Consider the following 26,609-nt stretch of genomic DNA (forward strand, 5'->3'; position numbering starts at 1 on the left):
TCAGGGCTTGCGAAAGTGCTCTCGACGGCCGAGTCCGCGCAACCGGAACCACTCCGCCAGACCGCGAGGATTCCTGGTGGTGATCAGGAAGAACCAGGTGAAGCGAATCCACTCCTGCGGCAACAGCTTTCGCATACCAGGCTGCGACATCAGGTAACCGCGGTTGCGGTAGGTGAAGTACCGCTTGGTCGCATCCTCCGGGTACTGCGTGTGCATCCGCCCACCGAGGATCGGCTTGAACTCCTCGGCCCCGTTCGGGTGCACGTACGCGGCCGTGAGACACGTTCCGAACTTCAGGCCCGAGCGCTGCAATCGGCGGTGTACTTCCACCTCGTCGCCGCGCACGAACAGACGCAGATCCGGCACGCCGACCGCGTCGATCGTCGACGCCTTGAACAGTGCTCCGTTGAACAACGATGCGATGCCTTCGAGCAGATCGTCGTCCGGATTCTCCGGGTCGATCAACTCCGAGCGAAGACGACGCCACTCGACGCCGCGTCGCAGCGGAAACGCCAAGCGATCCGGATCCTCGATGTCACAGACGACGGGGGAGACCTCGTCCAGTCCGTGCGCGAGCGCGCAGTCGTAGAGGGTCTCGAGCACCTTCGGGCCCTCGGGGCGGCCGTCGTCGTCGGCGAGAAACACCCAATCCGCACCGAGCGAGAGCGCATACAGAATGCCGAGCGCGAATCCGCCTGCGCCACCCAGGTTGTGCTGCGAGCCGAGGTACGTCGTCGGCAGGGCCGTCGACCCCACCAACTCACGCACGGCCGGCTCGTTCGCATTGTCGACGACGACCAGATGATCGAGCGGACGCGTCTGGGCACCGATCACGTCCAACGACACAGCCAACAACTCACGCCGCTTGTGCGTGACGATGACCCCGACAATCTTGTCAGGCATCGGTTTGCCCATCAGGTCCGTCTTCCCGCTCGATCTCTTTCAGGATCTGCGCGACGTGGTCTCCGGCGTCGTCGCCGTCGTATGCCCTCACCACGTCCTCGATGCCGCCCTGCTGGCGAATCTGGCCGTGATCGATCCACATCGCGGTGTCGCACAGCTGAGCCAGGAATTCGTTGGAGTGGCTGGCGAACACCAGGATTCCCGAGCGCTTCACCAACTGCTGCAGTCGGTGCCGGGCCTTCTTCATGAACTCCGCGTCGACGGCACCGATGCCCTCGTCGAGCAGCAGGATTTCCGGGTCGATGCTGGTGACGACGCCCATCGCGACGCGCACCCGCATACCCGTGGAGTAGGTGCGCAACGGCATGTCGAGGTAGTCACCGAGTTCGGTGAAGTCGGCGATCTCGTCCATCTTCGCGAGCATCTGCTTGCGCGTCTGGCCGAGGAACAGGCCGCGGATGATGATGTTCTCGTAACCGGAGATCTCCGGGTCCATACCGACGCCCAGATCGAACACCGGCGCGACGCGGCCGCGAATGGTGGCGCTGCCTCGCGTCGGCTCGTAGATGCCCGAGAGCAGCCGCAGCAGCGTCGACTTGCCCGCGCCGTTGTGACCCACCAGTCCGACGCGATCGCCGTCCTTCAGGTTCATCGTGATGTTCTTGAGGGCTTCGACGACGACGACGTCGGAGGAGTTCCGGTCGATGGCACCGCCGGCTTTGCCGAGAAATGCCTTCTTCAGTGACCGCGTCTTGGCGTCGAAGATCGGGAAGTCGACGCACGCGTCATGGGTATCGATGCTGATGGACAACTGCTGACCCCTAAACCCAGTAGGGCACGCGGGCCCGGTACTTCTTGAGAGCGAGAATGGCCAGCGCCCATCCGACGACGGTGAACCCGAGCACGATGTACCAGTGGTACGCCTGCTGGTCCTCGCCGATCAGAGGGGCGCGGATGATGTCCAGGTAGTGGAAGAGCGGGTTGATCTCGACGAGCTTGGCGCGTTTCGCGGCCTCGCCGCCCATCTGCACGAGTCCCGATGTGGTCCACACGATCGGCGTCATGAAGAACATCAGCGTGACGAAGCTGCCGAGGATCGGGGCGATGTCGCGGTAGCGGGTGGCGATGATGCCGAAGAGGATCGACACCCACACCGCGTTGAGCAGAATCAGGACCAGCGCCGGAATCGCGAAAATCACGGTCCAGTGCAGTCCGCCGGGCGGCCAGAAGATCGCGATGATGATCACGTAGATCAGCAGGTTGTGGCCGAGCAGCAGGAGCTGACGCCACACCAGGCGATACACGTGCACGCTGAGCGCACTGGGCAGCTGCTTGATCAGACCCTCGTTGGCGACGAAGACGTCTCCGCCCTCGAGAATCGCGGCACTGATGAGGTTCCAGATGATCAGGCCGACCGTGACGTGCGGCAGGAACTCGCGCAGATCGATGTCGAGAAGCACCGAATACAGCAGGCCCATGGCGATGGCCTGCACGCCGGTGGCGATGGTGATCCAGAACGGGCCGATCACCGACCGTCGATAGCGCTGCTTGATGTCCTGCCAGCCGAGATGCAGCCACAGCTCACGCTGGTTGAAACCGGTCCGCAGATCGCCGAACGCGCGCCGATAAGTCTGTGAGTCCGAAACCGGAGCAGGCATCTGTTCTCCTGCCTCGCTCTCGGGATCCTTCGCTGGTGCCGACACGACGGTCGACACTACCTGCAATCGACCATGCAGCTCATTTTGCAAGCGTGTGTGTGGTGTTACAGGTACTGGCCGGTACCGCTGCCGTGGCCGCCGCCCGGTGTGGGCATGACACCGGGAGGCAATGCGCCTTGACGCATCTGCTCGAGTTGGGCCCGTGCGGCCATCTGCTGAGCGAAGAGTGCCGTCTGGATGCCGTGGAACAGTCCTTCGAGCCAGCCGACGAGCTGAGCCTGCGCGATCCGCAGTTCGGCGTCGGTGGGCACGACGTCCTCGCCGAACGGCAGCACCAGACGCTCGAGCTCGTCGCGCAGCTCCGGGGCCAAGCCCTGCTCGAGCTCCTGGATGGACGATTTGTGGATTTCCTTGAGCCGGTTGCGGCTGGCGTCGTCGAGAGGTGCCGCGCGCACTTCTTCGAGCAGCTGCTTGATCATCGTGCCGATGCGCATCACCTTGGCGGGCTGTTCCACCATCTCCGAGAGGTCCGATCCGTCGGACGACTCCTCGTTGGCCGCCGAGCCGGAAGCGCGGGCTGCAGCAGCGGTGGCTTCCTCGCGGCTCAGTGCGAGTGGCTCTCCGTTGGGGCCGATCACGACGACATGATCGCCGGGTGCATTGTTCGACTCGGATTGCGTCATGCATCCATCTTTACGCGTCGCCTGCCGTTGCGCGATCGACAGGGGCGATTATCCTGGTTCGGTCGTTCGCAACCGGGGTGTCAGGAGGATCGAAGCGTGCGTTGTTGGCTGCCGTTCCCTGGGGAAACGGGACGTGAAACACACCCTCGGCGGGTCGGCGCTTAGAGTGTCCGGCATGGGGTACGACGTCGCACGGGTCAGAGGGTCCATTCCCTCCCTCGGCGACGGGTGGATTCATTTGGACCCTCAGCTGGGAATGCTGATTCCGGATCGCGTGTCGACGGCCGTCTCCACGGCGTTCCGGCACAGTGCGTCCAATCATTCGGCCGGCAACATTGCCGCCAAGCGGAGTGCTGCTCTGCTCGAATCCGCCCGCGTCGCAATCGCAGATCTGGTCGGTGCCTATCCGTCCGGGGTGGTCATCGGACCGGACCGGGCGACGCTGCTGTCGTGGCTCGCCGATTCTCTGAGCTCCCGGCTCGGGCTGGGAACCGGCCTGGTGCTCTCGCGTCTGGACGAGGAAGCCAACGTCGCGCCGTGGCTGCGGGTCGCCAGCCGAACCGGCGCACACGTGCGCTGGGCCGAGGTCGAGATCGATACGTGCGAGCTGCCCACGTGGCAGTTCGAGGAACTCATCACCTCCACCACCCGGCTCGTCGCGGTCACCGCGGCGTCGCCGATCGTGGGTAGCGCTCCCGACGTTCGCGTCGCGGCCGATCTGGTCCACGAGGTCGGTGGACTCATCGTCGTCGATGCCGCCGGAGCAGCCCCCTACGCACACGTCGACATCAAGGAACTCGGAGCCGACGTCGTCGCGATCGACGCGGCCGCGTGGGGTGGGCCGTCGGTGGGTGCGCTGATCTTCCGCGATCCGACACTGCTCGACCAGTTGCCGTCGATGTCGCTGAACCCGTCGGCGAAGGGGCCCGAGCGGCTCGAGGTCAGTGGTCATCAGTACGCGCTGCTGGCCGGTGTCGTGTCGTCCATCGACTACCTGGCCAACCTCGACGACGCAGCGACGGGCACCCGACGTGAGCGGCTGGAGCTGTCGATCGGGTCGCTGCAGCACTATCAGGATCGGCTCTTCGAGCATCTGATGGCTGCGCTCGCCACCCTCGACCACGTCATGGTGCTCGGCACTGCGCCCACGCGTATCCCGACCGTCAGCTTCACCGTCGACGGTATGCCCGCGGTGAAGGTGTCCGAGCAACTTGCGCAGGCTCGAATCGGCAGCGTCAGCGGGGTCCACGGTGGCAGTCGTCTGCTCGACGCCCTGGGCGTCAACGACGAAGGTGGTGCCGTCACCATCGGACTCGCTCCTTACACCACCCGGTACGAGATCGATCAGCTCGTGAAAGCTCTCGCTGCGCTCGCCCTGTGAGAGCGGCTGCGCCGCACGTGCACGGAACTTCGTAGCCCACTACGAAGTTCCACGCACGACCCTCGGACGCACATCACTGCACGCGCAGGATGACCTTCCCGATCGTCTCGGCGTCGTCGAGCATCCGATGGCCTTGTGCTGCTTCGGTTATCGGGATTTCGGCATGCACGACGGCGGTGACGCGGCCCTCGGAGATCATCGGCCACAGGTGCGCGGTCATGTCGGCGACGATGTCGGCTTTGCTCGACGGTCCGGTCTCGGGGCGTCCACGCAATCCGGCCGCGTGTACCGAGCCGCGCTTGGCGAGGAGCTTGCCGAAGTTCAGCTCCCCCTTCACTCCTCCCTGCATTCCGATGGTGATGACGGTGCCGTCCATGGCGAGGGCATCGAGGTTTCGGTCGAGGTATTTTGCGCCCATGTTGTCCAGGATCAGGTCGGCTCCGTGATCGTTTGTCTGTGAACGGATTTCGGTGACGAAGTCTTGGTTCTTGTAGTCGATGAGGATGTCTGCACCGAGGTCCGCGCACATGTCCAGCTTGTACTTGGATCCGGCGGTCACGGCGACGGTGACGCCCATCTGTTTCGCGACCTGGATTGCGTGCGTACCGATTCCGCTGCCGCCGCCGTGGATCAGCAGTACTTGGCCCGAACGCATGTGCGCATCCATCACCAGGTTGGACCACACCGTGGACGCGACCTCCGGAAGTGCTGCTGCCACATGGAGATCGAGGCCCGCAGGGATCGGGAACAGCTGGGTGGCAGGCACGGCGACCTGCTCGGCGTACCCGCCACCTGCCAGAAGCGCGCAGACCCTGTCGCCGACGTTCCAGCCGCTGACGCCGTCACCGAGCTCGGAAATGATTCCCGAGCACTCGAGACCGAGGATCTCGCTGGCACCCGGGGGCGGCGGGTAGTTGCCCTGACGCTGCATCAGATCGGCACGGTTGACGGCGGTGGCGGAGACGTCGACGATCACCTGTCCGCGGGCCGGTCGTGGATCGGGAACCTCGGTCCACTCCATGACGTCGGGATCGCCGAATTCTTTCAGTGTGATTGCACGCATGCATCCATGATGCGCCACCGCTGTCGCAGGCGCTTTACAGGTCCCAGAGGTTGATGCCGAAGTCGCCGGCGTGACTGTCGATCTGTTCGAGTTCGGCGTCGGAGAAGTCCAGATTGTCCAGCGCCGCGACGTTGTTCTCGAGCTGCTCGACGCTCGATGCGCCGATCAGTACCGACGTCACTCGCCGGTCGCGCAGCGCCCAACTCAGTGCGAGCTGCGCCAGTGACTGACCGCGGGCCGACGCGATGTCGTTCAGTGCGCGAAGGTGCCCGATATGGTCGTCGGTGAGCCAGTCCGGGTTCAGTGACTTGCCCTGTGCTGCGCGCGAATCCGTGGGAATGCCGTCGAGGTACTTGTCGGTGAGCATGCCTTGGGCGAGGGGAGAGAATGCGATGACGCCTGCGCCGATCGCGTCGAGGGTGCCCAGCAGTTCGGGCTCGATCCACCGGTTGACCATCGAGTAGCTGGGCTGATGAATCAGCAACGGAACGCCGGCGTCGGCGAGCAGATCCGCCATCTTCTGCGTGCCTTCGGGCTTGTACGAGCTGATGCCCGCGTACAGGGCCTTCCCCTGTTGAACGGCGCTGATCAGCGCGCCGGCTGTTTCTTCGATGGGGGTGTCGTGGTCGGGGCGGTGGCTGTAGAAGATGTCGACGTGGTCGAGTCGCATGCGCGCCAACGATTGGTCCAGTGAGGACAGCAGGTACTTGCGGGAGCCCCCGAAGCCGTACGGGCCGGGCCACATGTCCCATCCCGCTTTGCTGGAGATGATCAGTTCGTCGCGGTAGCCGGCGAAGTCCTCGGAGAAGATGCGGCCGAAGTTCTTCTCGGCGCTTCCGTACGGCGGACCGTAGTTGTTCGCCAAGTCGAAGTGGTTGATTCCCAGATCGAAGGCGCGACGAAGAATCGAGCGCTGCTTCATCAGTGGAACGTCGTCGCCGAAGTTGTGCCACAGGCCCAGCGACACCGCCGGCAGTACCGGCCCACGCGATCCCACTCTGCGATACGACATGGATTCGTAGCGATCGGCGGCGGCAACGTACGGAGGGTCGATGTAGGGATCTGTCATAACTCGACCCTAGGTCTCATCGGCGAATCGGACCCCGAACCACGGCAAGCTACTCGTGAGTAGATTTCCTGCCTAAGATGACTCGCGTGACGGCCGAATTAGCCATTGGTCCCGGGGGGGACCCGCAGTGGCTCGACACTGCGGAAATGAGAGCTTGGCGTGCCTATGTCGACGGCGGTCAACGATTGATGGAGGTATTGAACAGGGATCTACAGGACAAGCACGACCTGTCGATGGCGGAGTACCGCATTCTGGTGATGCTGTCCGAGGCGGACGACGGCTCCATCCGCATGAGCGAGTTGGCCGACGGGGTTCTATCCTCCCGAAGTCGCCTCACCCACCAGATCAGGCGGATGGAAGTCCAGGACATGGTGCGCCGCAGTACCTGCGCGCACGACGGCCGTGGCGTCCTCGCCGTCATCACCGAGGAAGGTCGACGACGACTGACGGAGGCGGCACCCACGCACGTCCGCAGCGTCCGGCAACATCTGGTCGATCTCCTCACCCCGACCGAACTCGAGGTCCTGGGCGACATCTTCCAGAAGGTGGACGCCGCAATAGACGCATCGGCAACCCGACCCCGACGCTGACAGACCGGCAACGAGGGGCGATTGGGCCGGTGCCGCCCCGGCCGTTAAGATCGCACACGGAAGCGTGGCAGAGCGGCCCAATGCACTCGCCTTGAAAGCGAGAGACGTGTAAAAGCGTCCGGGGGTTCAAATCCCTCCGCTTCCGCCATATGTCGATTGATCGAGCCCGGTCCGCCCGCGAGGGTGGGGCCGGGTTTTATCGTGGTGCATTCCTGTCGTCTGCCTCACACGCCGAACCGACGTCAGCGCTCGGTGTATCGCCGGATCCAGCTCGATAGCCGCCCACCCCGGGTCTGCTGACGCCCATCTAAATCAACCGAAGAACGAGACAATCGATCAATGAAACACACTGCGAAAGTCCGAGTTTCGGATAGTGAGATGCGATTGGCCCAGCAAGTCTCCCTGGATTTGATCTGGCCTCCCAGCGGTGTTCCAGGATTCGTGTATTTCGGCGACGGAGGAGCACTGATCAAGACTGGAATCTCGGGAGGGTTCGTGAGCGTCGAGCTAGAAGTGCTCGGAAGTGAACCTGATCTGAATCTCGCCCCGTGGGAAGACGTCGACGAGGGTGACCTGGCAACCAAGGCCGGAGGCATACGTCTGTCAGCAGGTATGGAGGTCACGAACTGGATACCCGGAGGCAACGAGGGCCTGACGGCTCGACATCCAGCGCTCCACCGGGTTCGGGTCAGCGCCGCAGGCAGAAGCAAGAACCGCGACTTGGTGATAGTTGGCGATGGACCTGTCGAGTCGTACTCGATCGAGATCTGGCCGGTGTCATCCGTATCGGCATCGACCGTCCGCAAGCGCTCGTCGGGCTGTTAGGGCTCGGAGTATTTTGGCTCACAGCCTGGGTCGGTGTGGGACTTTTCCATCGACGCAGATGTCGAGTGCTCGCAGGAAGGCTGCCGACGGGCTGGCATCAATACCGGTTCAATGGGTACTACCTGCCAATGAGCGAAGCAGCGCGGCGCAACGACGGCGACAACGAGGGGCCTCTGGAAGAGGAGCTCGAGGAGAGTTTCGACGCTGTCGTCACCGAAGGTGGTGAGCGATTGCACCGCACCGTACGCACCGTGCTGATCACCGGACTCTTCGGCGGACTCGAGGTCGCTCTGGGGGTGATGGCGTACCTGGCGGTGCTGGACGAGACCGGCAGTCACCTGCTGGCGGGCCTGGCGTTCGGAATCGGCCTGGTGGCCATCTATCTCGCACACGGTGAGCTGTTCACCGAGGATTTCCTGATGCCGATCGCAGCGATTGCGGCCCGCAACGGCACGCCTGCGCAGCTTGCGAAGTTGTGGGTCGGGACGCTGCTCGCGAATCTGCTCGGCGGTTGGTTCGTGATGTGGTTGATCGCGCACGCGTTTCCGCAATGGCTCGAAGTGTTGTCCGAGTCGGCGCATCATTTCGTCTACGCACCCTTGGATCTTCAGTCGATCTGCCTCGCTGTTCTCGGTGGCAGCACGATGACACTGCTGACCCGCATGCAGCAGGGAACCGAATCCGACGTGGCGCGGATCATCGCCGCCATGGCGGCGGGTTTTCTGTTGGCCGGATTGCAGTTGTTCCACTCGGTCCTGGATTCCCTGCTGATCTTCGGGGCCATCCACGCAGGAGCGGATGTGAGCTACCGCGAGTGGATCGAATGGTTCGGATACACAGTGCTGTTCAACATCATCGGCGGCGTCGTGTTGGTCACGGCGCTGCGCTTGGTGCGCACGAAGGAACTCGTGAAGTCCGAGCGTGACCAGAATTCTGAGTAGTGATCGGAGCCGAGAGTCATGGACTTCAGTTCTGCACCCAACGCTCCAGGCTGCGCCGAGTCTCGAAGCGTCGTACAGCTTTCGAGATCGGGTCGATGAATTCGATTGCACTGGCGAGTAATTGGAGTGGAGCTGTGAAATCGTCGACGGCTCGGCCGGTTGCCGTCGGGTAGAGATCGTCACCCAGGATGGGGATGCCCAACGAGTTCATGTGCAGACGTAGCTGGTGGGTTCGTCCCGTCGACGGTGTCAGCCGGTACCGTCCGATGCCCTCGCGGTGGTCCAAGAGTTCGACGACGGTGTGCGCGTTGGGTTCTCCGGTCACTTCGCGTGCAGTGAACTGGCCCTTGTCCGAGACGATTCGACTGCGTACCTCGGTAGGCAGGATGAGCGACGGTTCGTAGGCCGCGATGGCCTCGTACTCCTTGCGGACCTTCCGATCCTGAAACAACGTCTGATACGCCCCGCGAAGTGTCGGATCGACGACGAACAGCACCAGGCCGGCGGTGACGCGATCGAGTCGATGAGCAGGCACCAGCTGCGGAAGGCCGAGTTCGAGGCGCAGGCGCACCAGCGCGGTCTGCAGAATATGGCCGCCGCGCGGGATCGTCGGCAGAAAGTGCGGTTTGTCGATCACCAATATGACGTCGTCCTGGTGCACGATCGAGATATCGAATGGCACAACGGTTTCCGTCGGCAGGTCGCGGTGGAACCAGACAGCCTCGCCGGGGACGTACGGCGCATCAGCGGATACAGGCCCGCCCATGTCGACGACCTCACCCGCAGCGAGCATCTCGTCGATGCGTCCCGGCGAGATCCGTTGCTCGGTCGCCGTCAGGAACTCGCGGACGGTGGGCCATTTCCCGTCCTCGGGCATTCGGACGCGTGCGGGGTCGAGACCGTAGCGCTTCGCCAGGGGCGGTTGCTGGCGTCGTCTCACCGAGCGAGCGTATCCGCCCGCCGAGATCGCACTTGTGCAGACAATCGAAAGTGATTCACCTACACAAGTGCGAACTCGCTACTCGCAGCCGATGCCGTCGTTGTCGCGGTCGAGGTGGGGGCCGTAGCCGTACTCGTCGCGGTAGACCGGTGCAGCTCCGGCGTCGCGGGCGGCGTCGCAGTTCTGGTACTGGAACCCACCGTTGGGCCGGGGCGCGGGGGCGGGTGCACCCTGCGGTGCGGGCGGGGGAGCGAAAGCAGGCGGCGGCGGAAGGATGCAGAACTGAGCCGAGCCGGCACCGCACAGGAAATCGGTGATCGGATCCGCCGAAGCGAGGGCGGGGGTGGTGACCATGGCTGCCGCAGCGATCGCGCTTCCGATGCCGATTCTGACCAGCAGATTCTTCGTCTTCATGTTGCTCCAATTCGAGGGGGTGCGATGGAGCTTCCTCGACGGATCCTTGAACTGTCAACGAAGTCATTCGCGCGACCGACAGCCGCGCTGAGCAGGGCGGCACCGAAACGCGCAGGGTCGACGCGTTTGGAAACCGTCACGAGCGCGTATTTACGAACGTATGAGCGAAAACGAGCAGGTCAACCAGAACCCCGAGAAGGATCCCGACGACTGGGTCACCGGCGACGAGCCGATGACCGGTCCGCAGAAGAGCTACCTGAGCACCCTCGCTCAGGAAGCAGGGGAGGAAGTTCCCGACGACCTGAACAAGGCGCAGGCATCGGAAATGATCGACAAGTTGCAGGGTGAAACCGGCCGCGGTTGAGCCTGCTCCGTCAGAAGTCCACTCGATGTGACATCGACCCCCGAAAAGTCCACCGAATGTCACATTGAGTGCCTTCCGAAGCACCTCCCGGTGGCAGCATCCGACCAGGTAGACCGTTATTTCTTCGGTACATGTAACAAAGGATTACGCAGACTTTTGTACCCGGGATTTCGCGGCTACTGTGAGCGGACCCACAGCCCTCGGCGTGTCTGCGTCGCGGTGGGTACGTTGTGGAACGGATGTTGTTTGTGTTGCGCCCGCGAGGGTGCGCCTGGGGAGGATGGCAGATCAGATGCACCGTCGTGTGTTGGCAGTAGCGGGGGCTGCGCTGGCTGTGTCCTTGCTGTCGTCGGGTATCGCCGGAGCGCAGCCGCTTCCGGGTACCGGCAGTGCCGATGGTGGCGGGGCGGCACCTGGCATACAGGCGCAGTCGTTGCCGACGGCAGCGGCTCGTATCGACCGAGTCGACATGTTGACTCCGCGTCGTGCGGCCGTGTGGGTCGATTCGCCGGCCATGGGTCGGGCGATTCAGGTGCAGGTTCTTCTTCCGGCCGCGCAGGCCGTGTCCCGTCCGACGCTCTACATGCTCGACGGGGTCAGTGCCGGCAAGGAATCCGATTACAAGGAAAGCACCTGGACGCAGAAGACCGACATCGTCGATTTCTTCGCCGACAAGCAGGTCAATGTGGTGTTGCCGGTCGGTGGATCGAGTAGCTACTACACCGACTGGAATGTGCCCGACCCCGTTCTGGGCGTCAACAAGTGGGAGACGTTCCTGACGGCGGAGTTGCCGCCGCTTATCGACGCGCGGTTCTCCGGTAACGGCACCAATGCCATCGGCGGTGTGTCGATGGGTGCCCAGGCCGCGATGGATCTCATCACGCGTCACCCCGATCTCTACACCGGAGTGGCCGGTTTGAGCGGGTGCTACGACAATTCGCAGAACAACCTCAAGGACGCCGTGCGCGCCACGGTCGCCACCAACGGCGGCAACGCCACCAACATGTGGGGCGAGAACGCCGACGCGAAGTGGATCGAACACGATCCGTCACGCAACGCAGAAGCCTTGCGCGGCAAGGACGTCTACGTGTCCGTCGGCACCGGCCTACCCGGCCCGTACGAGCTGGGCCCCGGCGGCGGTGGTGTGCAGGAGGCTGCGATGGGCGGACCGCTCGAAGCTGCAGCGCTGTACTGCACCACGCTCTTCGACACACGCCTGCGCTCGATCGACATACCGGCCACCTTCACCTACCGCCCGTACGGCATTCATCAGTGGCCGTACTGGCAGGACGATCTCCGTGAATCCTGGCCGACGCTCGAGCGCGCGCTAGGACTGTAGAGCGAACTTCAGAAACGCGTCGTTCTCGTGCGGGTCGCCGATGGTGACCCGCACTCCGTCGTTTCCGTAGGAACGCAACAGCACGCCCTGTTCGGCTGCGCCCGAGGCGAATTCACCCGAACGCTCGCCCAGCGGCAGCCAGATGAAATTGGACTGGGATACGCCCACGTCGTAGCCACCCGAGACCAGGGCGTCGCGTACTCGATCACGTTCGGCGATCAGCGCATCGGTCCGGGCCAGTAATTCGGCCGAGGCTTCGAGCGACGCGAGAGCCGCCTGCTGAGCGATCGTGCTGACGGCGAACGCAATTCGAACCTTCGACAGTGCCGTGATCACCTCGGGATCGGCCACGGCGTAGCCCACCCGCAGACCCGCGAGGCCGTACGCCTTCGAGAACGTCCGCAGCACGATCACGTTGCGCCGACCGCGAGCGATCTCCACCCCATCGGTGTGATTGCCTGCCGCGTCGGGCCGGGTGTACTCGAAGTAGGCCTCGTCGAGGACGACGAGGACGTTCGGCGGTACCGCGTCGAGAAAGGCCACGAGCTTGTCGCGCTGAACGACGGTTCCGCTCGGGTTGTTCGGGTTGCAGACGAAGATGAGTCGGGTGCGCTCGGTGATGGCGTCGAGCATCGCGTCGAGATCGTGCACGTGGTCCGACGTCAGCGGCACCTGAACGGGCGTCGCTCCCGTCACCCGGACGATGATCGGATAGGCCTCGAACGAGCGCCACGCGAAGACAACTTCGTCGCCGGGGCCACAGGTGATCTGGACGACCTCCTGGCACAACGCGACCGAGCCGTTTCCGGCGGCCACGTTCTCCGGAGCCACTCCGAGCTTCTTCGCCAACGACTCGACGAGCGCTGTCGCGCGGATGTCGGGGTAGCGATTGACGCCGCCGGCTGCTTCCGCGATTGCCTCACGGACACTCGGCATCGGGCCCTGTGTCGTTTCGTTACTCGCCAGCTTGATCGCACCGGGAAAGCTGCGGCCGGGTACGTAAGCGGGGATGGCGTCGAGGTCGGGGCGGATGTGCACGGTCACGTCAGTCATTATGCGCCGACCCTGTCGGTAGTCGACTTCTGCCTGTCCGCGTCAAAGCTGTGCAGGACGGCCGCGATCGTCCTATCTTCGTACAGTATGTCGGGAACTTTCAGCGACTTCGCAGTCCTTCGGTCCGCCCCCGCGCCCACAGTCGGCGCGGACGACGAGGTGGATACGGCCGCATCGAAACCCGTCTCGCAGGAGAAAGTGCCGTTGACGGCCGTCGAGCCCGATGGGTCACCGCGCGGCGGGATCGTCGTGTTGCACGAGGCCAGGGAGATACCCGAGTCGCTGAAAGATCTCCTGCGCGCGCTCGCGTTGGAAGGGTGGCTGGCGGTAGCGCCGGACCTGTTCCATCGGGGGCACGGCGACGACAAGGAAGTGTTCGGCGACGACCTCTTCGCCGATTTCGACGCCACCTCCGACTGGCTCGTCCAGCGCGGGGTGTACTCCGATTGCATCGGCGTCATCGGATTCGACGATGCCGGAACGGCCGCGTTGATCGTGGCCACCAGCCGTCCGGTCGGAGCGGCGGTCAGTGTCGCCGCAGCAGGGATCGTGGAGCCGCTCAATGCGGACGCCATCGCATTGGTCGACGCCGCGCCCAAGCTGCAGGCGCCGTGGCTCGGCCTCTACGGCGAGAACGACCCCCACACCCCACCCGAACACATCGAAGCCCTTCGCGATGCCGCCACGCGCGCCTCAGTGGCCACGAACGTCGTCAGCTACTCCGGTGTGGAGCATCGCGCCGATCATCCTCGGGAACAGCCGGGCAGCAGCGACGACACCGACCCCGCCGAGGCCGCTCTCGTCGATGCGCAGACGCGCATCTTCGACTGGTTCGACAGCTTCATGCGTTGACGAGCAACAAGCATCTTTTACGCGAACGCCGCGCGAACCTGGGGCGTCGACCAGCCGTTTTGCCTTCTGGCCCCAGCCGTGTGTAATCTCTTTCCTCGGCGGTCCGAGAGGGCCGGCAGCCTAGGAGGCGTGCCAGAGCGGCCGAATGGGAGTCACTGCTAATGACTTGACCCTTCACCGGGTCCGGAGGTTCAAATCCTCTCGCCTCCGCCACGCTGATCCGCAAGGATCGGCACGTCGGTTCTTCGGAACCGACACAACTGAACATGCGCCCGTAGCTCAACGGATAGAGCACTTGACTACGGATCAAGAGGTTAGGGGTTCGAATCCCTTCGGGCGCACAATAAAACATCCCCCCGCCAGCATAGATGCAGGTGGGGGGATGTTCTCGTTGTAGGGCAAACAGGCCCCACGACACGGAATCGACACGGAATGGATTGAGTAGCCATGACCGCAGCACAACCGAATGACCCGGTACGCACAACCGAGGGCGGCGAAGCGGGAGCAATGCGCAGCGAGGATGCCGGCGCGATCAACGTCGAGGTATTCGCTTGGGCAGCCGAGAAGAACGCAGACGGAAGCAGGGATCGCGTCATCATGCGATTTACCCCATCGCACGCGCGGAACCTCGCCGCACAGATCCTCGGCAGTGCCAAGGCCTTAGAGAAGGAAGTGCCCGGCCGCTGACGGTGGCCGGCGTCGGTCTGGGGGTGGCTCTGCGGATGAGGCCGCCCCCATCTGCCTGTCGTCCTGGTAGTCGCACGACGGTGCCGCTGATGGTTAGGCGTGGGGGTGTGACGGCGAGGTCGATGTCGGCCCAGCGGATTGCGAGTACTTCTCCGATTCGGACGCCAGTAGCGAACAGATGTCGGCGAAGTCGAGGAGGCCGGTTGTGCGGGGGCGGCCGGTGTTGGGTGCTGCTTCTCAGAGTCGGATGCGTTCGCGGAGGGCTCTGAGTTCGTCGAGGCCGATGGCTCGGACGTTCTTCTTGCTGCCGGGGATGGTGGCGATTTCTCGGACGGGGTTGGTGGGTGGGGCGTCGTGGCGGACGGCTATGCCGAGGATGCCGGCGAGGTCGACTTTGATCCGTCGGGCTTTGGCGGGGTGTTGGGTGGCGATGCTTTTGACGTGGCGGTCGATGCGGCTGGTGGTGCATTCGCGGATTCGGAGGTTGCCGATGGCGGGGGCGATTGTCTTCTCGATATCCAGGCGGTACTGCTCGATGGTTTGAGGGAAGCGTCTGGCGTCTTGGCCGATTTCGACGCTTTGGCGGGCAACGGACCTCAAACGCGCCGAACAGCCGCAGTGGCTCGCGCGCAGCCGCATTCCCGCGCCGCCACCAGCCTCCTCGTCGGCGACGAAGGCATCGGCAAGTCGCTGTTCTGGACCTGGCTCGCTGGCCACATCACCAATGGCACACCATCAGACGACTTCGGCATCCCCGCCCGAGCGCCGCAAGACGTACTCGTCATCGTCACCGAAGACGAGTGGTCCACCACCGTCCGGCCACGTCTCGAAATCGTTGGCGCAGACTTAAACCGCATCACCGTCGTCTGCGCCGACGCAGACGGCTCCGGCGCATCGGTATTACCCCGCGACATGCACGTCCTCACAGCCAGCACAATCCGGCCTGCACTCATCGTCATCGTCCCCGAGAAGGCGAACAGCGCAGGCAAGGTCGACGCCACCCGATTCCAGATCACCGCCTCTAACTACTTCGCACCCACATCCGACGAAGACGGATGCGTCCCCCAGCTGACCCCGCTCGGCGACAGCGGCCAGACCATGCGCAAACACCTCGCAGACGCACACGCTGAAGTGACAGGCGAGGACGGTGAAGATGAAAGGGCTATGCCGTGAAGTGGCTCCGCCAGTACTTGGAGCTCGAAGGACCGGAGGTTCGCTCGGCCGACGTCAAGCGTGAAGCGCGCAACGCTGGTATCCCCGAGCGCACCCTCGCGCGCGCCCGAAAAGACCTGTCAGTCAATGTCGGCTACTACGGATCTCCACCCATCACGAAGTGGTCCCTCACTGAGATGACACTGCGAAGCACGGCCTAGTGCGCACCCGGCCTGGGTTCCGAACAGTCCCGCCAAGAGTCCTACTTCTAGACGATTATCGCGCCCCTACGGCCGCTCTTCTCCTCCTCGGGTGCCGGATCTTCGACACGCAACCAGTGCCCGGGGCCGAACACCGTCACCACGACGCCTGGCTCAGTCACTATGAGCGAACCCGAGGGGTCCAGCCGGTAGACACTGTCCTCGAATACGGTGGTGCCCCACCCGCTACGACCTTGCACGGTTACTTTGAACTTCTTCTGTTCTGTAGTCATACCGCCCAGTCTGACAATGGGCACCGACAGGTAAACGGACTGTTGGCCTGCTTTTACGCTGAGTCGTGCGCCACACGGTCCGTGAGCATGTGGGTTTTTCGAGCGACGGACCTGGGCATACCAGTACTTATCGGCGGGAAGTAACGCGAAATACAGCACGGTCGATCAAATAGTTACTTAGGCTGTCGCGATTGTCGCTAGGCTTGTCGTAGTCATGACATACAGTTCCGCCACGTCACACTCACTTCGCCCGTATCCAAACTCAACACCACTACTTACTTGCACCACGTACCCAAGCGCCACGCACCCAGATCTGAGGAGGTCGATTCCATTGCCGAACGCATGTGACGTCGCCGCACACATCCTCAAGGCGCAACCTGCCGGCTCGATGTCAGCTCTTCGGTTGCAGAAGCTTGTGTACTACGCACAAGCATGGAATTTGGTGGCGCATGACGAAGCCCTCTTCGACAACCGCATCGAGGCGTGGCAGTACGGGCCGGTTGTTAACGACGTGTATCAACTGCACCGTAGGCAAAACACAGTCACGGTCGCGGACCTGGAACCATCCTGCTCTCAGGAACCGCTGAGCGAGGAACAGGCAGCGTTGGTCGACGCCGTCGTCGAATCATTCCGCGACATGTACGACTCGACCATCGTCGATGTTGTTCACGGAGAGTCCCCCTGGGCGACGGCCTGGAAGTCACGCAATGAGGGATACGACGACGTTATTACTAACGACGCCATGAAGCACTTCTACGCGCAACTCTCTGCTACACCGGCAGAGCGTCGTGGTCGGTCTCGCGTGCCCAAAATACCGTGTTCCCGCGTCACGTATGTCTCAAGCGACGAGCTGGACGCCATCGATAGTGCAGAAGAGCAAGACCTCACTGCGTTCCTGATGGCGTTGACCAGCGCGCGCAAGCGCGAATGATCCCTTGGACGGGGATCGAACCACTAGCTGATACCCATCACCTTGACGACTTCACTTGCGGTAATGGGGACATGGACAAGTGGTTTCGAGGTTCCGCCCGAGATGCTATGACGCGTGGGTCCTGCACCACCTCTGTGTTGGTCGATGACGACCGTGATGTCGTTGGGTTTTTCGCACTCGTGAACGCGACCCTTCGGACAATGGATCTAACCCGCAAGCTTGGGGGCACGGGCACGGATCCCAGCAAGTCTGACGTTCACTCCTCCTTGCTTATCGCACGACTCGGGTTACACGACAAGCACCGCAAAAAGGGCTACGGGGTGGGTGTTGTTCTTGAGGCAATCGCTATGTGCGTCCAGATCCATCAGACCGGGGCGGCGACGCGGTACATCATGATCGACGCCAAAGACGAGGGGCTGGCCGAGTGGTATGCGTCCGCCGAGATCGGCTTCACCCGTTTGAGCGCCGTACCGTTGCGCCTTGTCATGAAGATGTCTGAAGCCGTGCGTCGCGTTGAAGCCGCCCGATCGCTCTAGAAATTCTGGCCGCCCAACAAGAATGGGCTGACAATCCTCATGTCATGGCCCCACGGCCTCCCCTTCATCCCAACCGGGCCCGGCGCAACCATCATCTACGCATCCACACCGATGGCCGCAGCGATGAACCTTCTCCCCGGCGCAGCCCTCACCGGCAACCCACCCCTCATACCCACCAATCCCAGCACACCCGGCCGCATCTACTGACGAGGCACTCGACCCTCCTGAAACGCTCGCGCCTGCAATCGCTACCGCGATCGAGGCGTCAAACCATCAGCAGCGTGGGCCACCGGGAACCGCTTCCCGTGCTCCAACACCGCGAGCACCGCCTTGATCTCTCCTATCGCCCAATTCAAACGACGCTCCCGAGCCGCCAACTCAGCCTCACGCCGATCTAACGCCTCCGACTTGTCGACGGACGAAACCGACGACTGATGCAGCGTCGCCACATCAACCCCCAGAAACTCCGCCACATCCACCCGACGCCACTTCAACGGCGACGTCGGCCCACCCAACTTCAACGCCCTCGAATACAGCGGATGATCCCGATTCCCACGAATCGTCTGCGGAGCCACACACAACGAATCCCCAAGCTCCCGAATCCCCATCAACGCCGGATTCGCAGTCACCGAACCGCCAACATCGACGCCGCCCACGCCAACACGATGCCTAAGCCCAAGGACACAGGACCGGCCCATCGCACCCACGCGCTCGGTTCCTTCGCCGCCTTCGTGTACCCGATCACCTCATCGAGGCGGACCCAAGCAGCCCGAGCACGCATATCGATCTCAACCATCGGCGCGATCATCGACGCCCAAATAGGGTCACCACTCGCCAACTCCAAGGCATGCGGCCCCGCATCATCAGGAATCTCGTCGTACACCTTCGAGATCGTCCGCAGATTCCGCTCGAACACAGCATCCCGCTGGTGTGCCCTCCGCAGATCCCGCACCACCAAACCAACACCCACCAACTGGAACACCCCAGCCACGCTATACAGCCAGAACAGACCCGCGTTCGACCGCACGAGATCCCACATATCCACCACGGCACCCTTTCTCGTAGACAAGTCCGAGCGACATAGTCAGGTAACGTCCCGGAAAGACGAAACCCGGCCTGATTCCAGCAGGCCGGGTGTCGCGTCTTAGGCGAAGAGCTGGGGCCTATTTGCGGCCCTTCCGTACAAGGTCACGAGCAGCCGCATCGTTAAGCATGGCACCAGTCTGCTTCTCGTACTGACGCTTTACATCAGCCATCGCAACCGACTCACTACCACCCGACGGCACCTTCACCTCTGCCGTTTACCGCTTCTCCAAATCCCGCATCGCCTTCGCATTCAGGGTGACCTTTGGAGCCATAGCGCAACCACCTTCCGTAACCGGGCCGACTTTCTGTCGACCACCAGTTCGATACAACAGCCGAACATCGACAAACCACCCAAAGCCCCTCGGCGTGTCGCCAACCAAGCCACCAGTTGGCGCAACTGGCAAAACTGGCATAACTACAGGTCACAGAGTGATGCCAGTGGCACAACTAGAACAGAAAGAACACAACTAGCTGTGCCAAACACCGACACTTGGCACAACCCCATGACCAGCAAATATGCCAGCTGTGCCAGCTACGCCAACCAACAGACGCATGGACCGAAACCCACCGAAACCTCGGTGTCTGTTCGGGTTGCTAACGATGGTGAAATGATGCGCACGGGCTGTTGACCCGTGACATGTTTCCGACACGGAATTAACTACTTCTGTCCGAATCCAACTGAATCGTTCTGGGGCGATGATCGGGCGTTTTTCCTGGCAGAGTGCTGGATGGTAAACGTACTTGAAGTGACTCGAAGAGGCTGCTTGCTAACAAGAGGTTAGGGGTTCGAATCCCTTCGGGCGCACAGAAGAAGAAGCCCCGAATTGCAGCGATGCGGTTCGGGGCTTTTTCGTCGAGTATCCGAGCTGCGGCCGGCTCGGCATCTGGTTTGTCTAGAACTCGATCCCGAATTCTCGGATTTTTCGGTAGATCGTGGCCCGTGACATTCCGAGGGCATCGGCGGCGGCCTGTTTGTTCCCACCGTTTTCCTCGAGGCTGCGCACTATTGCGTCTCTGTTCATTGCCTCTATCGGGGTGAGGGTTCTGCGGCTCACCGCTCGGACGGACGGTGGCAGCTTGTCTGCCTCGACGACCCCTGAACGTTGACTCTGCACGACCTCCTGGAGCACGTCGCGGAGCTGTCCGACATTGCCGGGCCAGCTGTATTTGGTCAGCTGGCGGACCGCAGCCGCCGACAGTGACAGCTCCTGACCGCGACTGACTTGGCGCAGTAGGTAGGGAATCAATTTGTGGAGGTCTTCGATGCGGTGTCGAAGGGCGGGTACGTGCACGGTGTGGCCGAAGAAGGGGAGTATCAGGGCCTCGCTTCCGGCGCTCTGCGTACAGGTTCCGATGGTGGCTCCCATCCATCCGGCGTGTTCGCGCCCCTGAATCAGGCTCGCGATCTCTTGCTGGACAGAGTTCGGAACCAGGTCGAGGTCGCGAATGATGACGCTGAATTCGTCCTGTTCGATCTCGGTTTCGAGCGCCCGCATCCCTGCGTCCCCGTCGGCGAGTTCGGCTGCGGTGACGAAGTGTGTGCGACTGGAAATATGCTGTTGCGCCGCAGCTTTGAGGACCGCGAATCGGCCCGAGCCGGATTCGCCTGCCACCACGGCCCATTCGTGCCTGCGGACGCACTGCGACACGTCTCGGGTCGCGCGCCTCCACGATGCGCTGTCTCCCACGATGCCGGGCAGCGACCTGATGCCCTCGATGGCTATCGTCGCCGGACCGGCTGTGTCGTTGAGGTAGGCGTGGTACACCGCCACGCCGTGTCGAGGCGCAAGGGCGTCGTCGTGGAACGGCGACAACCTGACGGTCTGCCCACCGGGCAGGGTCAGCAGATACTTGCTGTTGTCGGTGTGGACGCTCAGATCGACTGCGTGCTCGAGCAAGGCGGCTTGGTCTTGCGGGGTGAGGGCATTGCGTAGCTTGCGATTGAGTAGGACGATGTCGTCGCCGAGTGCCAGAACTCCGACCTGTTGGGATCGCCGGCACGCTTTGAGATAGGTGTTGAGCAGAGCGGTCTGCTCCTGACTCGATTGAGACAGCAGTCGACCTTCGATCTGTGCCGTCGCCGATTGCGCAAGTGTCACCAGGAGTGGAGCTCCGTCGTCGATCCACCCGGTCACGTCGAGAACTCCGACGACGAGGCCGGATATGGGATGAACGATGGGGACGCCGGCGCACACCAACCCGCCCAAGCTCTCGACGTAGTGTTCGGCTCCGTAGACCAGAGTCGGTTTGCGAGTCTCGAGCGCTGTGCCGATGCCGTTGGTTCCGGCATATTCTTCCGAGTAGCTGAAGCCCGGTGCGAGATTGACGTTGTCCAAGTTGTCCAACAGTGGCTTGCTACCGGCCACGCGGTCCAACACCACACCGTCGGCCGAGGTGAGGATCACCGAAATCGGCTCGTCCACCAAACCTGTTGCGAGCTGGCGAAGTACGGGCGCTGCGGCGACGACGAGAGGGCTGTCCAAGTCGGGTTCGCGAACGAAGGGCAGGTGCAGAATGTCGGGTTGGATGTTCAGTGCGCGCGATCGTTCCCACGAGAACGAGATCTGGTCTCGGACCGCGTCGTCGAACTCGTTCTCTACGAAGAACTTGTCACGCGCTCTCGAGAGATCGCGTGCGCCCTGTCTTGCCAAAGCCGCCACCTACCCACAACAATCGAGGAAACTCAATTACCGCCTGCGCGTGAATGATTCGGCGTAGGTGTTCTGCGGGGATCGAGTCTACCCGTCGAAAAGCGTGGCGTCTGCGGTTTTTGACACTCGGTTGCGGCAGGCGCCTCGGGGCCGATATGAATGCCGGTCAGAACTCGCAGCACGACTCGAAGGTCGTGATCGGTCAGCTCGCCGCGCGGATCCAATGAGGACATCATGGTTGTCTCCTTGGTGCGTCTCGGGGATCGGCGTCCTCACTGCGATGCCGACCCCCGAGTAGCGTGAAACTCGTTGGGTTTCAGTAGATGTTCGAGGGGCGGACCATTCCTTCGGCGAGATCGCCGAATCCGGGGGCCATGATCGCGCCCGGGTTGCCGAATACCTCTTCCACCACTGCGGTTTCGGTGGTGATCAGCAGCGCTGCAATGGAAGCCGCACTTTCGAGCGCCGCACGCGTCACTTTGAAGGGATCGATCACTCCGTCGTCGAACATGTCTCCGTATTCGCCGGTGAGCGCATTGAAGCCATGGCCCAGTGGCAGTCCGGACACGATCTCCACGACGTCGTCGCCTTCGTAGCCGGCGTTGATGGCGATCCATCGAAGTGGTTCGGTGAGCGCTTTGCGGACCACTTCGGCACCGATCGCCTGGTCTCCGGTCAGCTCCAACTCGCCGAGGGCGCGATGGGACTGCGCCAACGCGGTACCCCCGCCGGAGACGATCCCGGATTCCAGAGCTGCTCGAGACGCTGCCAGGGCGTCCTCGACACGCAGCATGCGTTCCTTGAGCTCGACACTGGTGGCCCCGCCTACCTTGACCACGGCCACCCGGCCGGTCAGTCGTGCGATCCGCTGCTCGAGGCTGTCCCGGTCGCCGTCGATCTTGGAGCGCTCGAATTGCGACTCGAGCTGAGCCACGCGCGCGTCGAGCAGCTTGGGATCGCCCCGGCCGCCGACAATGGTGGTCGAGTGCTCGGTGACGGTGATGCGGTCGCACGAGCCCAGTTGGTCGAGCGAGACCTCGAACAGTTCGAGGCCGGTGTCCTTGGCGATGACCTGACCCCCGAGTGACACGGCCAAATCTTGGAGTTCTGCGACGCGGCGATGTCCGAAGCCCGGTGCTCGCACCACGACGGACAGCATCGTGTTGTGCATGTTCCCACCGACCAACAGCTGCAGCGCCGGTCCATCGACGTCCTCGGCGATGACGACCAGGGGACGATCTGCTCGCTTTGCGGCTTCGATGCTCGGCATGATGTCCTGGACCTGATTGATCTTCTTGTTGGTCAACAGAATGACCGGATTTTCGTGGACGGCTTCTGCACGCTCGTGATCGGTGATCATGTAGCCGGAAATGAACCCGTGATCGAACTCGATGCCGTCGACCACGTCGACCGACATCCCGAGAGTGTCGCTTTCCTCGGTGGTGACGATGCCCGACTTACCCACGTACTCCACGGCTTTGGCCACGCACTGGCCGATGGCGTCGTCGTCGCTGGCCGCCAGTGTCGCGATGCGCTCGAGGTCTGCATTGCCGACCACCTCGACGGCTTGAGCGCGCAAGGAATCGACGACGGCCGAGACTGCGGTCTCGATGCCTCGGCGCAGACGCATCGGGTTGGCACCGGCGTCCACTGCTCGCAGCCCCTCCCGCACCATCGCTTGGGCGAGCACGGTGGCAGTGGTGGTTCCGTCGCCGACCACTCCGTTCGTCTTCATCGCCACCTCTTTGACCAGCTGCGCACCCATGTTCGCAAACGGGTTGCTGAGCTGAATCTCTTTTGCGATGGTGACGCCGTCGTTGGTGATAGTCGGTGGGCCCGTGAGCTTCTCGAGCACGGCGTTGCGCCCCTTCGGGCCCAGAGTCACCTTGACCGCGTCGGCGAGTGCGTTGACGCCTTGCTCCAGTAAAGCGCGCGCCTCGGTGTTGAACCGTAGTTCTTTGGCCATGACGTATTCCCTTCGAGTGGTGTGATGTGCGGTCGGTTCGGTTCACGGGGTCAGAGCGTGGACTGTCCGGACGAATGTCGAAGCCCTCTTCGTTCTTCCGGCATCATGGGTTTGCCGCTCTCGTCCACGAAGACGCGACTGTTGGGACAGATGCTCAGCCCGAGTGCGCTCCGCCGTCGCAACAACGCTGTGGTGTGTGTTTCGCCTCTGATATCGCGGAGTGTCAGGGAACGAACACGATCGGTACCTTCTCCGGTGCGAGCCAGATGCTCAGCGATCGAACGATCCAGAACCGCGAAGTATGCTTCGAGACAGGCAGTCTCGTGTTGGTCGACGTCGGTTTCGTACATCTTCGAATCTCCCACTCGTGTCGGTTCGGGGCTGCGCATCGATGGCCGGCGCTCGATCGGCCGAAGCGAGGTCAGGGCCGTTCGGCGAGATCGAACCCGATGTACTTGGCGGCGTCCTCGGGGCTGGCGAAGAGCATCGTCTTGTCGTCGAGGTGCACCATGCGGCCGTAATGCGTCGAGCTGATCTCCTCGAAGACCGACCCGTCGAATTCCTGGCCGAGTGCATCGGTCAGCTCGTCGTAGTCGAACGAGAGGAGTTTCGTGCCGTCGACGCGGATCATCGAGGGATACTCGGTGAGCTCGACGCCGTCCTTGTCACCCATCACCTCGGCAACCACACGTCCGACCGGCGTGTTCATCAGCGTCACGCCGCACTTGTTGGAGAACTCCGTGTCCGATCCGAAATGCATGGTCATAGTGCCAACTCCTGCGGGATGTCGAGGCCGAGTGATTCGAGCAGAACGGTGAATTTGGCGATCGCCGCGTCCAAGCTGGTCGCGAACGTCACGGCCTTGTCCGCGGGCTGCGACCAGATGGGTTGCAATGCGCGTGCGGCGGCGAGACATCTCGGTACCCACAGCGACATCCACTCGCCGAACAGTGCGCGATTGGCTTCGCCGTGTTCCGGGTCGTGTGTGAGCAGCTGGAACAGCGTCCGGGTGTAGTTGAGGTCGCGGTCGTAGTCGTGCTCGCCGGTACCGACGATGGTCGGGGTGATGTAGTCGCCGTTGCGGGCGGAAATCTGCATCACCAGTTCGGTGCGGAACAGGGAGCCGACGAGCTGCTCGAAGACGATGTTGGTTGCGAAGAGCAATTCGCACCAATCCGGTACAGCCGTAAGCTGTTCCACGACCTCACGTGTCGGCTGCCACTCGGGTGCGCTCTTCCACACCTCCATGTGGGCCGAACCGTCGAAGGAGACATCGGCTTCGGACAGATCGAGATTGAACAATGCGAGATCCTGTGCGAACCGCATCTTGTGGGCGGCGTTCACCGCAACGGCCGTGTTGATCATGTTCGTCGGCCCCGAACGCTGAATGGACGTGAACACATGCAGTGCCAGTCCATTTTCCGCGTGCATCCACGCCCCGACGTTCCGCTCGATGAACTTCAGCCACGGAGTGTTCCAGCCGGCGTAGGCACGGGCCCGCTTGGCGTTGCTCAGACACAGCTCGACCTGATGCACGACCGCGGAATTGTTGCGGAAGATCGTCTGGTCCCATTCTTCGTTGGGATCGAGAAATTGGTGCCAGTTCGAGGATTTCGCGACCGTCCACTCCTGTGGGTAACCGCCCGGGCCGTCGCCGAAGCCGTAGATCCACCCTTGCGTGAGGTGCCGATCCGGGTCCGGCTGAACGTCGACGGTCACGTCCTCGTACATCGTGGCCCGACGTTTGGCCGGTGTGTAGTAGCTGTACGTACGGCTCCTCGAACTGGGGAACTCCTTGGCTCCGGCCTCGGAATCGGTGAATTCGATTGTGGGGAAGCTGCGTTGCTTCGGCTCCGTCGTGGCAGTCGAGTCTGTGGTGGCAGTCATGTCTGGCCTCTCGGTTGAGGTAGGGGCTGGTGTTCGTGGTGCGCGTGCCCGGTCTCGGCGGTGAACTAGTCGAAGGCAGGGCTGGTGAACTTGTCGAAGAAGATCTGGTCCGTCGGCGTTCCGCACACGTCGAGGAGGTCCAACGCAGCGTCGACCATCGGGGGAGGTCCGCACAGGTAGACCTCGGCTTTGGCGATGTAGGGCTCGAGACGACGTACGACGTCGGTGACGTTTCCCTCTTCGATCGACAAGGATCCCGAGGATGCGACTCCCGCTGCGTCGGATACGCACGCCACGAAAGTGAAGTCGACCAAACCTGCACCGAGGGAGATGATCTCGTCGACGTAGAACAAGTCGGCCGGGGTTCTCGCGCCGTAGTAGAAGTGCACGGGACGGGTGTTGCCGGACTCGCTCATGTGCCGGACCAGCGACAGGACGGGTGCCATGCCGGCACCACCGCCGATGCAGACCACCGGCAGGACGTGACCGTCCTTGAGGGTCGAGGAGCCGTACGGGCCGGTCAGGGAAATGCTGTCGCCGACCGAAATTCCGCCGTCCAGCAAGGCTGCGAATACGCCGCCCGGATATTTCTTGATGAGGAATTCGACCTGGTTCGGCGTAGACGGTGTCGACGCCATGGAGAAGGATCTGAACTCGTCGGTGCCGGGGATCTGCAGATCGGCGTATTGGCCGGGTTTGAACTCGAACACCTCGGGCTCGATCGGTTCGAGGCGTAGGGCCACGATGTCGGCGGTGACCGACTCGACCGAGACTACGCGGGTGGTGACGTTCTGAATCGGAATTCCACCGAGTAGTTCGTCTTCGTCAAAATTGAGCAGCTCGATGGTGCAATCACTGTAAGCCTTTGTGCGACAGAGTAGTACGAAACCCTCGTCCTGTTCTGCCTCGTTGCACGCGAAAGTGGAGTGGCCCTCCATCTGAATGTCTCCGTCGAGAACGAACGACTTGCACGCCGAGCAACGTCCTTCGCGACAGCCGTGCATCAGGTGGATTCCTTGTCGGAAGGCCGCGTCGAGAATGTGTTCGTCCTCTCGGACTTCCATCTCGATGTCGACCGGGTCGAACGTGATTCGGTGTGTGTCGGCCACGAGGGGTTCTCCTGAATCGAAAGAAAGTGATCGTGC

The 26,609-nt window shown here is 62.6% G+C and carries 31 protein-coding genes and 3 tRNA genes; 16 read left to right on the top strand and 18 right to left on the bottom strand.

Annotated features, from left to right (window positions below):
- The 4 genes from glfT1 to RFA01S_RS02410 all read right to left on the bottom strand — a co-directional run bounded on the left by glfT1 (position 1) and on the right by RFA01S_RS02410 (position 3,244).
- Positions 1–903 carry a galactofuranosyltransferase GlfT1 gene (gene glfT1 / locus RFA01S_RS02395; RefSeq protein ID WP_032407941.1) on the bottom strand — a complete coding sequence of 301 codons (903 nt, stop codon included), beginning with the start codon at positions 901–903 and terminating at the stop codon, positions 1–3.
- Positions 896–1,708 carry a galactan export ABC transporter ATP-binding subunit Wzt/RfbE gene (gene wzt / locus RFA01S_RS02400; RefSeq protein ID WP_174557211.1) on the bottom strand — a complete coding sequence of 271 codons (813 nt, stop codon included), beginning with the start codon at positions 1,706–1,708 and terminating at the stop codon, positions 896–898. Before wzt ends, glfT1 begins: the two co-directional genes overlap by 8 nt.
- 16 nt (positions 1,709–1,724) lie before the next feature.
- The gene (gene wzm / locus RFA01S_RS02405) at positions 1,725–2,561 is read right to left on the bottom strand and encodes a galactan export ABC transporter permease subunit Wzm/RfbD (protein ID WP_169879405.1); all 837 of its coding nucleotides are present in this window, start codon (positions 2,559–2,561) and stop codon (positions 1,725–1,727) included.
- 104 nt (positions 2,562–2,665) lie between these two features.
- Complete coding sequence (locus RFA01S_RS02410; RefSeq protein WP_032407822.1) at positions 2,666–3,244, bottom strand: bacterial proteasome activator family protein; 579 nt, start codon at positions 3,242–3,244, stop codon at positions 2,666–2,668.
- A gap of 175 nt (positions 3,245–3,419) precedes the next feature.
- Between RFA01S_RS02410 and RFA01S_RS02415 the strand changes: the two genes are divergently transcribed.
- The gene (locus RFA01S_RS02415) at positions 3,420–4,625 is read left to right on the top strand and encodes a cysteine desulfurase-like protein (protein ID WP_032366782.1); all 1,206 of its coding nucleotides are present in this window, start codon (positions 3,420–3,422) and stop codon (positions 4,623–4,625) included.
- A gap of 73 nt (positions 4,626–4,698) precedes the next feature.
- Here RFA01S_RS02415 and RFA01S_RS02420 read toward each other — a convergent pair whose 3' ends face one another.
- Together RFA01S_RS02420 and mgrA are read right to left on the bottom strand one after the other, a co-directional pair.
- Entirely contained in the window at positions 4,699–5,688 is a 990-nt protein-coding gene (locus tag RFA01S_RS02420) for an NAD(P)H-quinone oxidoreductase (protein WP_032407823.1), read from the bottom strand.
- Positions 5,689–5,722: 34 nt separating this feature from the next.
- Complete coding sequence (mgrA, locus tag RFA01S_RS02425; RefSeq protein ID WP_027494771.1) at positions 5,723–6,757, bottom strand: L-glyceraldehyde 3-phosphate reductase; 1,035 nt, start codon at positions 6,755–6,757, stop codon at positions 5,723–5,725.
- A 77-nt stretch (positions 6,758–6,834) separates the two neighbouring features.
- On the opposite strand from mgrA, the gene RFA01S_RS02430 reads away from it, so the two are divergent.
- The 4 genes from RFA01S_RS02430 (at position 6,835) to RFA01S_RS02445 (ending at position 9,113) form a co-directional block, all read left to right on the top strand.
- Positions 6,835–7,347 carry a MarR family winged helix-turn-helix transcriptional regulator gene (locus RFA01S_RS02430; RefSeq protein WP_052060795.1) on the top strand — a complete coding sequence of 171 codons (513 nt, stop codon included), beginning with the start codon at positions 6,835–6,837 and terminating at the stop codon, positions 7,345–7,347.
- Between the two features lie 58 nt (positions 7,348–7,405).
- Positions 7,406–7,495 (top strand) — tRNA-Ser (locus tag RFA01S_RS02435).
- A gap of 347 nt (positions 7,496–7,842) precedes the next feature.
- Positions 7,843–8,172: a hypothetical protein gene (locus RFA01S_RS02440; RefSeq protein ID WP_139278359.1), complete on the top strand. Its 330-nt coding sequence runs from the start codon at positions 7,843–7,845 to the stop codon at positions 8,170–8,172.
- A 128-nt stretch (positions 8,173–8,300) separates the two neighbouring features.
- Positions 8,301–9,113 carry a formate/nitrite transporter family protein gene (locus RFA01S_RS02445; RefSeq protein ID WP_032407944.1) on the top strand — a complete coding sequence of 271 codons (813 nt, stop codon included), beginning with the start codon at positions 8,301–8,303 and terminating at the stop codon, positions 9,111–9,113.
- Between the two features lie 25 nt (positions 9,114–9,138).
- Here the strand turns inward: RFA01S_RS02445 and RFA01S_RS02450 are convergent, their stop codons facing one another.
- Both RFA01S_RS02450 and RFA01S_RS02455 read right to left on the bottom strand, forming a co-directional pair.
- Positions 9,139–10,053, bottom strand: a complete 915-nt coding sequence (locus RFA01S_RS02450) for a pseudouridine synthase (RefSeq protein WP_174557193.1) — start codon at positions 10,051–10,053, stop codon at positions 9,139–9,141.
- A gap of 78 nt (positions 10,054–10,131) precedes the next feature.
- Entirely contained in the window at positions 10,132–10,467 is a 336-nt protein-coding gene (locus RFA01S_RS02455) for an excalibur calcium-binding domain-containing protein (RefSeq protein WP_027494767.1), read from the bottom strand.
- Between the two features lie 160 nt (positions 10,468–10,627).
- Here RFA01S_RS02455 and RFA01S_RS02460 point away from each other — a divergent pair, with 160 nt between their 5' ends.
- Positions 10,628–10,831, top strand: coding sequence for a DUF3072 domain-containing protein (locus tag RFA01S_RS02460; protein WP_027494766.1), 204 nt, complete (start codon positions 10,628–10,630; stop codon positions 10,829–10,831).
- A 292-nt stretch (positions 10,832–11,123) separates the two neighbouring features.
- Positions 11,124–12,170 carry an alpha/beta hydrolase gene (locus RFA01S_RS02465; RefSeq protein ID WP_027494765.1) on the top strand — a complete coding sequence of 349 codons (1,047 nt, stop codon included), beginning with the start codon at positions 11,124–11,126 and terminating at the stop codon, positions 12,168–12,170.
- On the opposite strand, the gene hisC is transcribed toward RFA01S_RS02465, so the two are convergent.
- Entirely contained in the window at positions 12,159–13,214 is a 1,056-nt protein-coding gene (gene hisC, locus RFA01S_RS02470) for a histidinol-phosphate transaminase (protein ID WP_032407945.1), read from the bottom strand. The two genes, RFA01S_RS02465 and hisC, sit on opposite strands and share 12 nt — an antisense overlap.
- Positions 13,215–13,310: 96 nt before the next feature.
- Here hisC and RFA01S_RS02475 point away from each other — a divergent pair, with 96 nt between their 5' ends.
- From RFA01S_RS02475 to RFA01S_RS02490, 4 genes are all read left to right on the top strand, one after another.
- Positions 13,311–14,075, top strand: a complete 765-nt coding sequence (locus RFA01S_RS02475; RefSeq protein WP_032407826.1) for a dienelactone hydrolase family protein — start codon at positions 13,311–13,313, stop codon at positions 14,073–14,075.
- Between the two features lie 123 nt (positions 14,076–14,198).
- Positions 14,199–14,288: transfer RNA gene (locus tag RFA01S_RS02480), tRNA-Ser, on the top strand.
- Between the two features lie 55 nt (positions 14,289–14,343).
- Positions 14,344–14,416 (top strand) — tRNA-Arg (locus RFA01S_RS02485).
- Positions 14,417–14,522: 106 nt separating this feature from the next.
- Positions 14,523–14,762 carry a hypothetical protein gene (locus RFA01S_RS02490; RefSeq protein ID WP_052060796.1) on the top strand — a complete coding sequence of 80 codons (240 nt, stop codon included), beginning with the start codon at positions 14,523–14,525 and terminating at the stop codon, positions 14,760–14,762.
- 237 nt (positions 14,763–14,999) lie between these two features.
- On the opposite strand, the gene RFA01S_RS28470 is transcribed toward RFA01S_RS02490, so the two are convergent.
- Positions 15,000–15,401, bottom strand: a complete 402-nt coding sequence (locus tag RFA01S_RS28470) for a phage integrase central domain-containing protein (RefSeq protein WP_052060797.1) — start codon at positions 15,399–15,401, stop codon at positions 15,000–15,002.
- On the opposite strand from RFA01S_RS28470, the gene RFA01S_RS02500 reads away from it, so the two are divergent.
- Both RFA01S_RS02500 and RFA01S_RS02505 read left to right on the top strand, forming a co-directional pair.
- Positions 15,381–15,935 carry an AAA family ATPase gene (locus tag RFA01S_RS02500; protein WP_032407827.1) on the top strand — a complete coding sequence of 185 codons (555 nt, stop codon included), beginning with the start codon at positions 15,381–15,383 and terminating at the stop codon, positions 15,933–15,935. The genes RFA01S_RS28470 and RFA01S_RS02500 overlap by 21 nt on opposite strands.
- The gene (locus RFA01S_RS02505) at positions 15,932–16,135 is read left to right on the top strand and encodes a hypothetical protein (protein WP_032407828.1); all 204 of its coding nucleotides are present in this window, start codon (positions 15,932–15,934) and stop codon (positions 16,133–16,135) included. The genes RFA01S_RS02500 and RFA01S_RS02505 overlap by 4 nt, the downstream gene beginning before the upstream one ends.
- Positions 16,136–16,182: 47 nt before the next feature.
- On the opposite strand, the gene RFA01S_RS02510 is transcribed toward RFA01S_RS02505, so the two are convergent.
- On the bottom strand, positions 16,183–16,407 hold the full coding sequence (locus tag RFA01S_RS02510) for a hypothetical protein (protein WP_032407829.1): 225 nt from the start codon (positions 16,405–16,407) through the stop codon (positions 16,183–16,185).
- 331 nt (positions 16,408–16,738) lie between these two features.
- On the opposite strand from RFA01S_RS02510, the gene RFA01S_RS02515 reads away from it, so the two are divergent.
- The 3 genes from RFA01S_RS02515 to RFA01S_RS27625 all read left to right on the top strand — a co-directional run bounded on the left by RFA01S_RS02515 (position 16,739) and on the right by RFA01S_RS27625 (position 18,081).
- A complete protein-coding gene (locus RFA01S_RS02515) occupies positions 16,739–17,338 on the top strand; it encodes a Panacea domain-containing protein (RefSeq protein ID WP_162182898.1) in 600 nt (199 codons plus the stop codon).
- Between the two features lie 200 nt (positions 17,339–17,538).
- A complete protein-coding gene (locus tag RFA01S_RS02520; RefSeq protein ID WP_139278360.1) occupies positions 17,539–17,874 on the top strand; it encodes a hypothetical protein in 336 nt (111 codons plus the stop codon).
- A gap of 39 nt (positions 17,875–17,913) precedes the next feature.
- On the top strand, positions 17,914–18,081 hold the full coding sequence (locus RFA01S_RS27625; protein ID WP_155290492.1) for a hypothetical protein: 168 nt from the start codon (positions 17,914–17,916) through the stop codon (positions 18,079–18,081).
- A gap of 41 nt (positions 18,082–18,122) precedes the next feature.
- On the opposite strand, the gene RFA01S_RS02525 is transcribed toward RFA01S_RS27625, so the two are convergent.
- From RFA01S_RS02525 to RFA01S_RS02560, 7 genes are all read right to left on the bottom strand, one after another.
- Positions 18,123–18,530 (bottom strand): hypothetical protein, encoded by a 408-nt coding sequence (locus RFA01S_RS02525; protein ID WP_139278361.1) that lies wholly within the window; start codon positions 18,528–18,530, stop codon positions 18,123–18,125.
- Complete coding sequence (locus RFA01S_RS02530) at positions 18,500–18,919, bottom strand: hypothetical protein (RefSeq protein WP_139278362.1); 420 nt, start codon at positions 18,917–18,919, stop codon at positions 18,500–18,502. Before RFA01S_RS02530 ends, RFA01S_RS02525 begins: the two co-directional genes overlap by 31 nt.
- A 934-nt stretch (positions 18,920–19,853) precedes the next feature.
- Positions 19,854–21,620, bottom strand: a complete 1,767-nt coding sequence (locus tag RFA01S_RS02535) for a sigma-54-dependent Fis family transcriptional regulator (protein ID WP_032407833.1) — start codon at positions 21,618–21,620, stop codon at positions 19,854–19,856.
- A gap of 307 nt (positions 21,621–21,927) precedes the next feature.
- Positions 21,928–23,577, bottom strand: a complete 1,650-nt coding sequence (groL, locus tag RFA01S_RS02540; RefSeq protein WP_032407834.1) for a chaperonin GroEL — start codon at positions 23,575–23,577, stop codon at positions 21,928–21,930.
- 421 nt (positions 23,578–23,998) lie between these two features.
- A complete protein-coding gene (gene mimD, locus RFA01S_RS02550; RefSeq protein ID WP_027494759.1) occupies positions 23,999–24,343 on the bottom strand; it encodes a propane 2-monooxygenase effector subunit MimD in 345 nt (114 codons plus the stop codon).
- Positions 24,340–25,464, bottom strand: a complete 1,125-nt coding sequence (locus RFA01S_RS02555) for an aromatic/alkene monooxygenase hydroxylase subunit beta (protein ID WP_032366493.1) — start codon at positions 25,462–25,464, stop codon at positions 24,340–24,342. The genes mimD and RFA01S_RS02555 overlap by 4 nt, the downstream gene beginning before the upstream one ends.
- Before the next feature lie 65 nt (positions 25,465–25,529).
- Positions 25,530–26,573 (bottom strand): 2Fe-2S iron-sulfur cluster-binding protein, encoded by a 1,044-nt coding sequence (locus RFA01S_RS02560; protein WP_032407836.1) that lies wholly within the window; start codon positions 26,571–26,573, stop codon positions 25,530–25,532.
- Positions 26,574–26,609: the final 36 nt, after the last annotated feature.

Origin of the sequence: Rhodococcoides fascians NBRC 12155 = LMG 3623, assembly GCF_001894785.1 — a bacterium.
In the GTDB taxonomy this organism is placed as follows: domain Bacteria; phylum Actinomycetota; class Actinomycetes; order Mycobacteriales; family Mycobacteriaceae; genus Rhodococcoides; species Rhodococcoides fascians.

Bases quoted from the DNA above. Each gene is read 5' to 3' on its own strand.
- RFA01S_RS02520 (WP_139278360.1), top strand. From the start codon at position 17,539: ATGGATCTAACCCGCAAGCTTGGGGGCACGGGCACGGATCCCAGCAAG.
- RFA01S_RS02555 (WP_032366493.1), bottom strand. From the start codon at position 25,464: ATGACTGCCACCACAGACTCGACTGCCACGACGGAGCCGAAGCAACGC.
- RFA01S_RS02460 (WP_027494766.1), top strand. From the start codon at position 10,628: ATGAGCGAAAACGAGCAGGTCAACCAGAACCCCGAGAAGGATCCCGAC.
- RFA01S_RS02475 (WP_032407826.1), top strand. From the start codon at position 13,311: ATGTCGGGAACTTTCAGCGACTTCGCAGTCCTTCGGTCCGCCCCCGCG.
- wzm (WP_169879405.1), bottom strand. From the start codon at position 2,561: ATGCCTGCTCCGGTTTCGGACTCACAGACTTATCGGCGCGCGTTCGGC.
- RFA01S_RS02510 (WP_032407829.1), bottom strand. From the start codon at position 16,407: ATGACTACAGAACAGAAGAAGTTCAAAGTAACCGTGCAAGGTCGTAGC.
- mgrA (WP_027494771.1), bottom strand. From the start codon at position 6,757: ATGACAGATCCCTACATCGACCCTCCGTACGTTGCCGCCGCCGATCGC.
- RFA01S_RS02410 (WP_032407822.1), bottom strand. From the start codon at position 3,244: ATGACGCAATCCGAGTCGAACAATGCACCCGGCGATCATGTCGTCGTG.
- RFA01S_RS02465 (WP_027494765.1), top strand. From the start codon at position 11,124: ATGCACCGTCGTGTGTTGGCAGTAGCGGGGGCTGCGCTGGCTGTGTCC.
- RFA01S_RS02420 (WP_032407823.1), bottom strand. From the start codon at position 5,688: ATGCGTGCAATCACACTGAAAGAATTCGGCGATCCCGACGTCATGGAG.
- RFA01S_RS02445 (WP_032407944.1), top strand. From the start codon at position 8,301: ATGAGCGAAGCAGCGCGGCGCAACGACGGCGACAACGAGGGGCCTCTG.
- RFA01S_RS02455 (WP_027494767.1), bottom strand. From the start codon at position 10,467: ATGAAGACGAAGAATCTGCTGGTCAGAATCGGCATCGGAAGCGCGATC.
- RFA01S_RS02415 (WP_032366782.1), top strand. From the start codon at position 3,420: ATGGGGTACGACGTCGCACGGGTCAGAGGGTCCATTCCCTCCCTCGGC.
- RFA01S_RS28470 (WP_052060797.1), bottom strand. From the start codon at position 15,401: ATGCGGCTGCGCGCGAGCCACTGCGGCTGTTCGGCGCGTTTGAGGTCC.
- groL (WP_032407834.1), bottom strand. From the start codon at position 23,577: ATGGCCAAAGAACTACGGTTCAACACCGAGGCGCGCGCTTTACTGGAG.
- RFA01S_RS02430 (WP_052060795.1), top strand. From the start codon at position 6,835: ATGACTCGCGTGACGGCCGAATTAGCCATTGGTCCCGGGGGGGACCCG.
- RFA01S_RS27625 (WP_155290492.1), top strand. From the start codon at position 17,914: ATGTCATGGCCCCACGGCCTCCCCTTCATCCCAACCGGGCCCGGCGCA.
- RFA01S_RS02490 (WP_052060796.1), top strand. From the start codon at position 14,523: ATGACCGCAGCACAACCGAATGACCCGGTACGCACAACCGAGGGCGGC.
- glfT1 (WP_032407941.1), bottom strand. From the start codon at position 903: ATGCCTGACAAGATTGTCGGGGTCATCGTCACGCACAAGCGGCGTGAG.
- mimD (WP_027494759.1), bottom strand. From the start codon at position 24,343: ATGACCATGCATTTCGGATCGGACACGGAGTTCTCCAACAAGTGCGGC.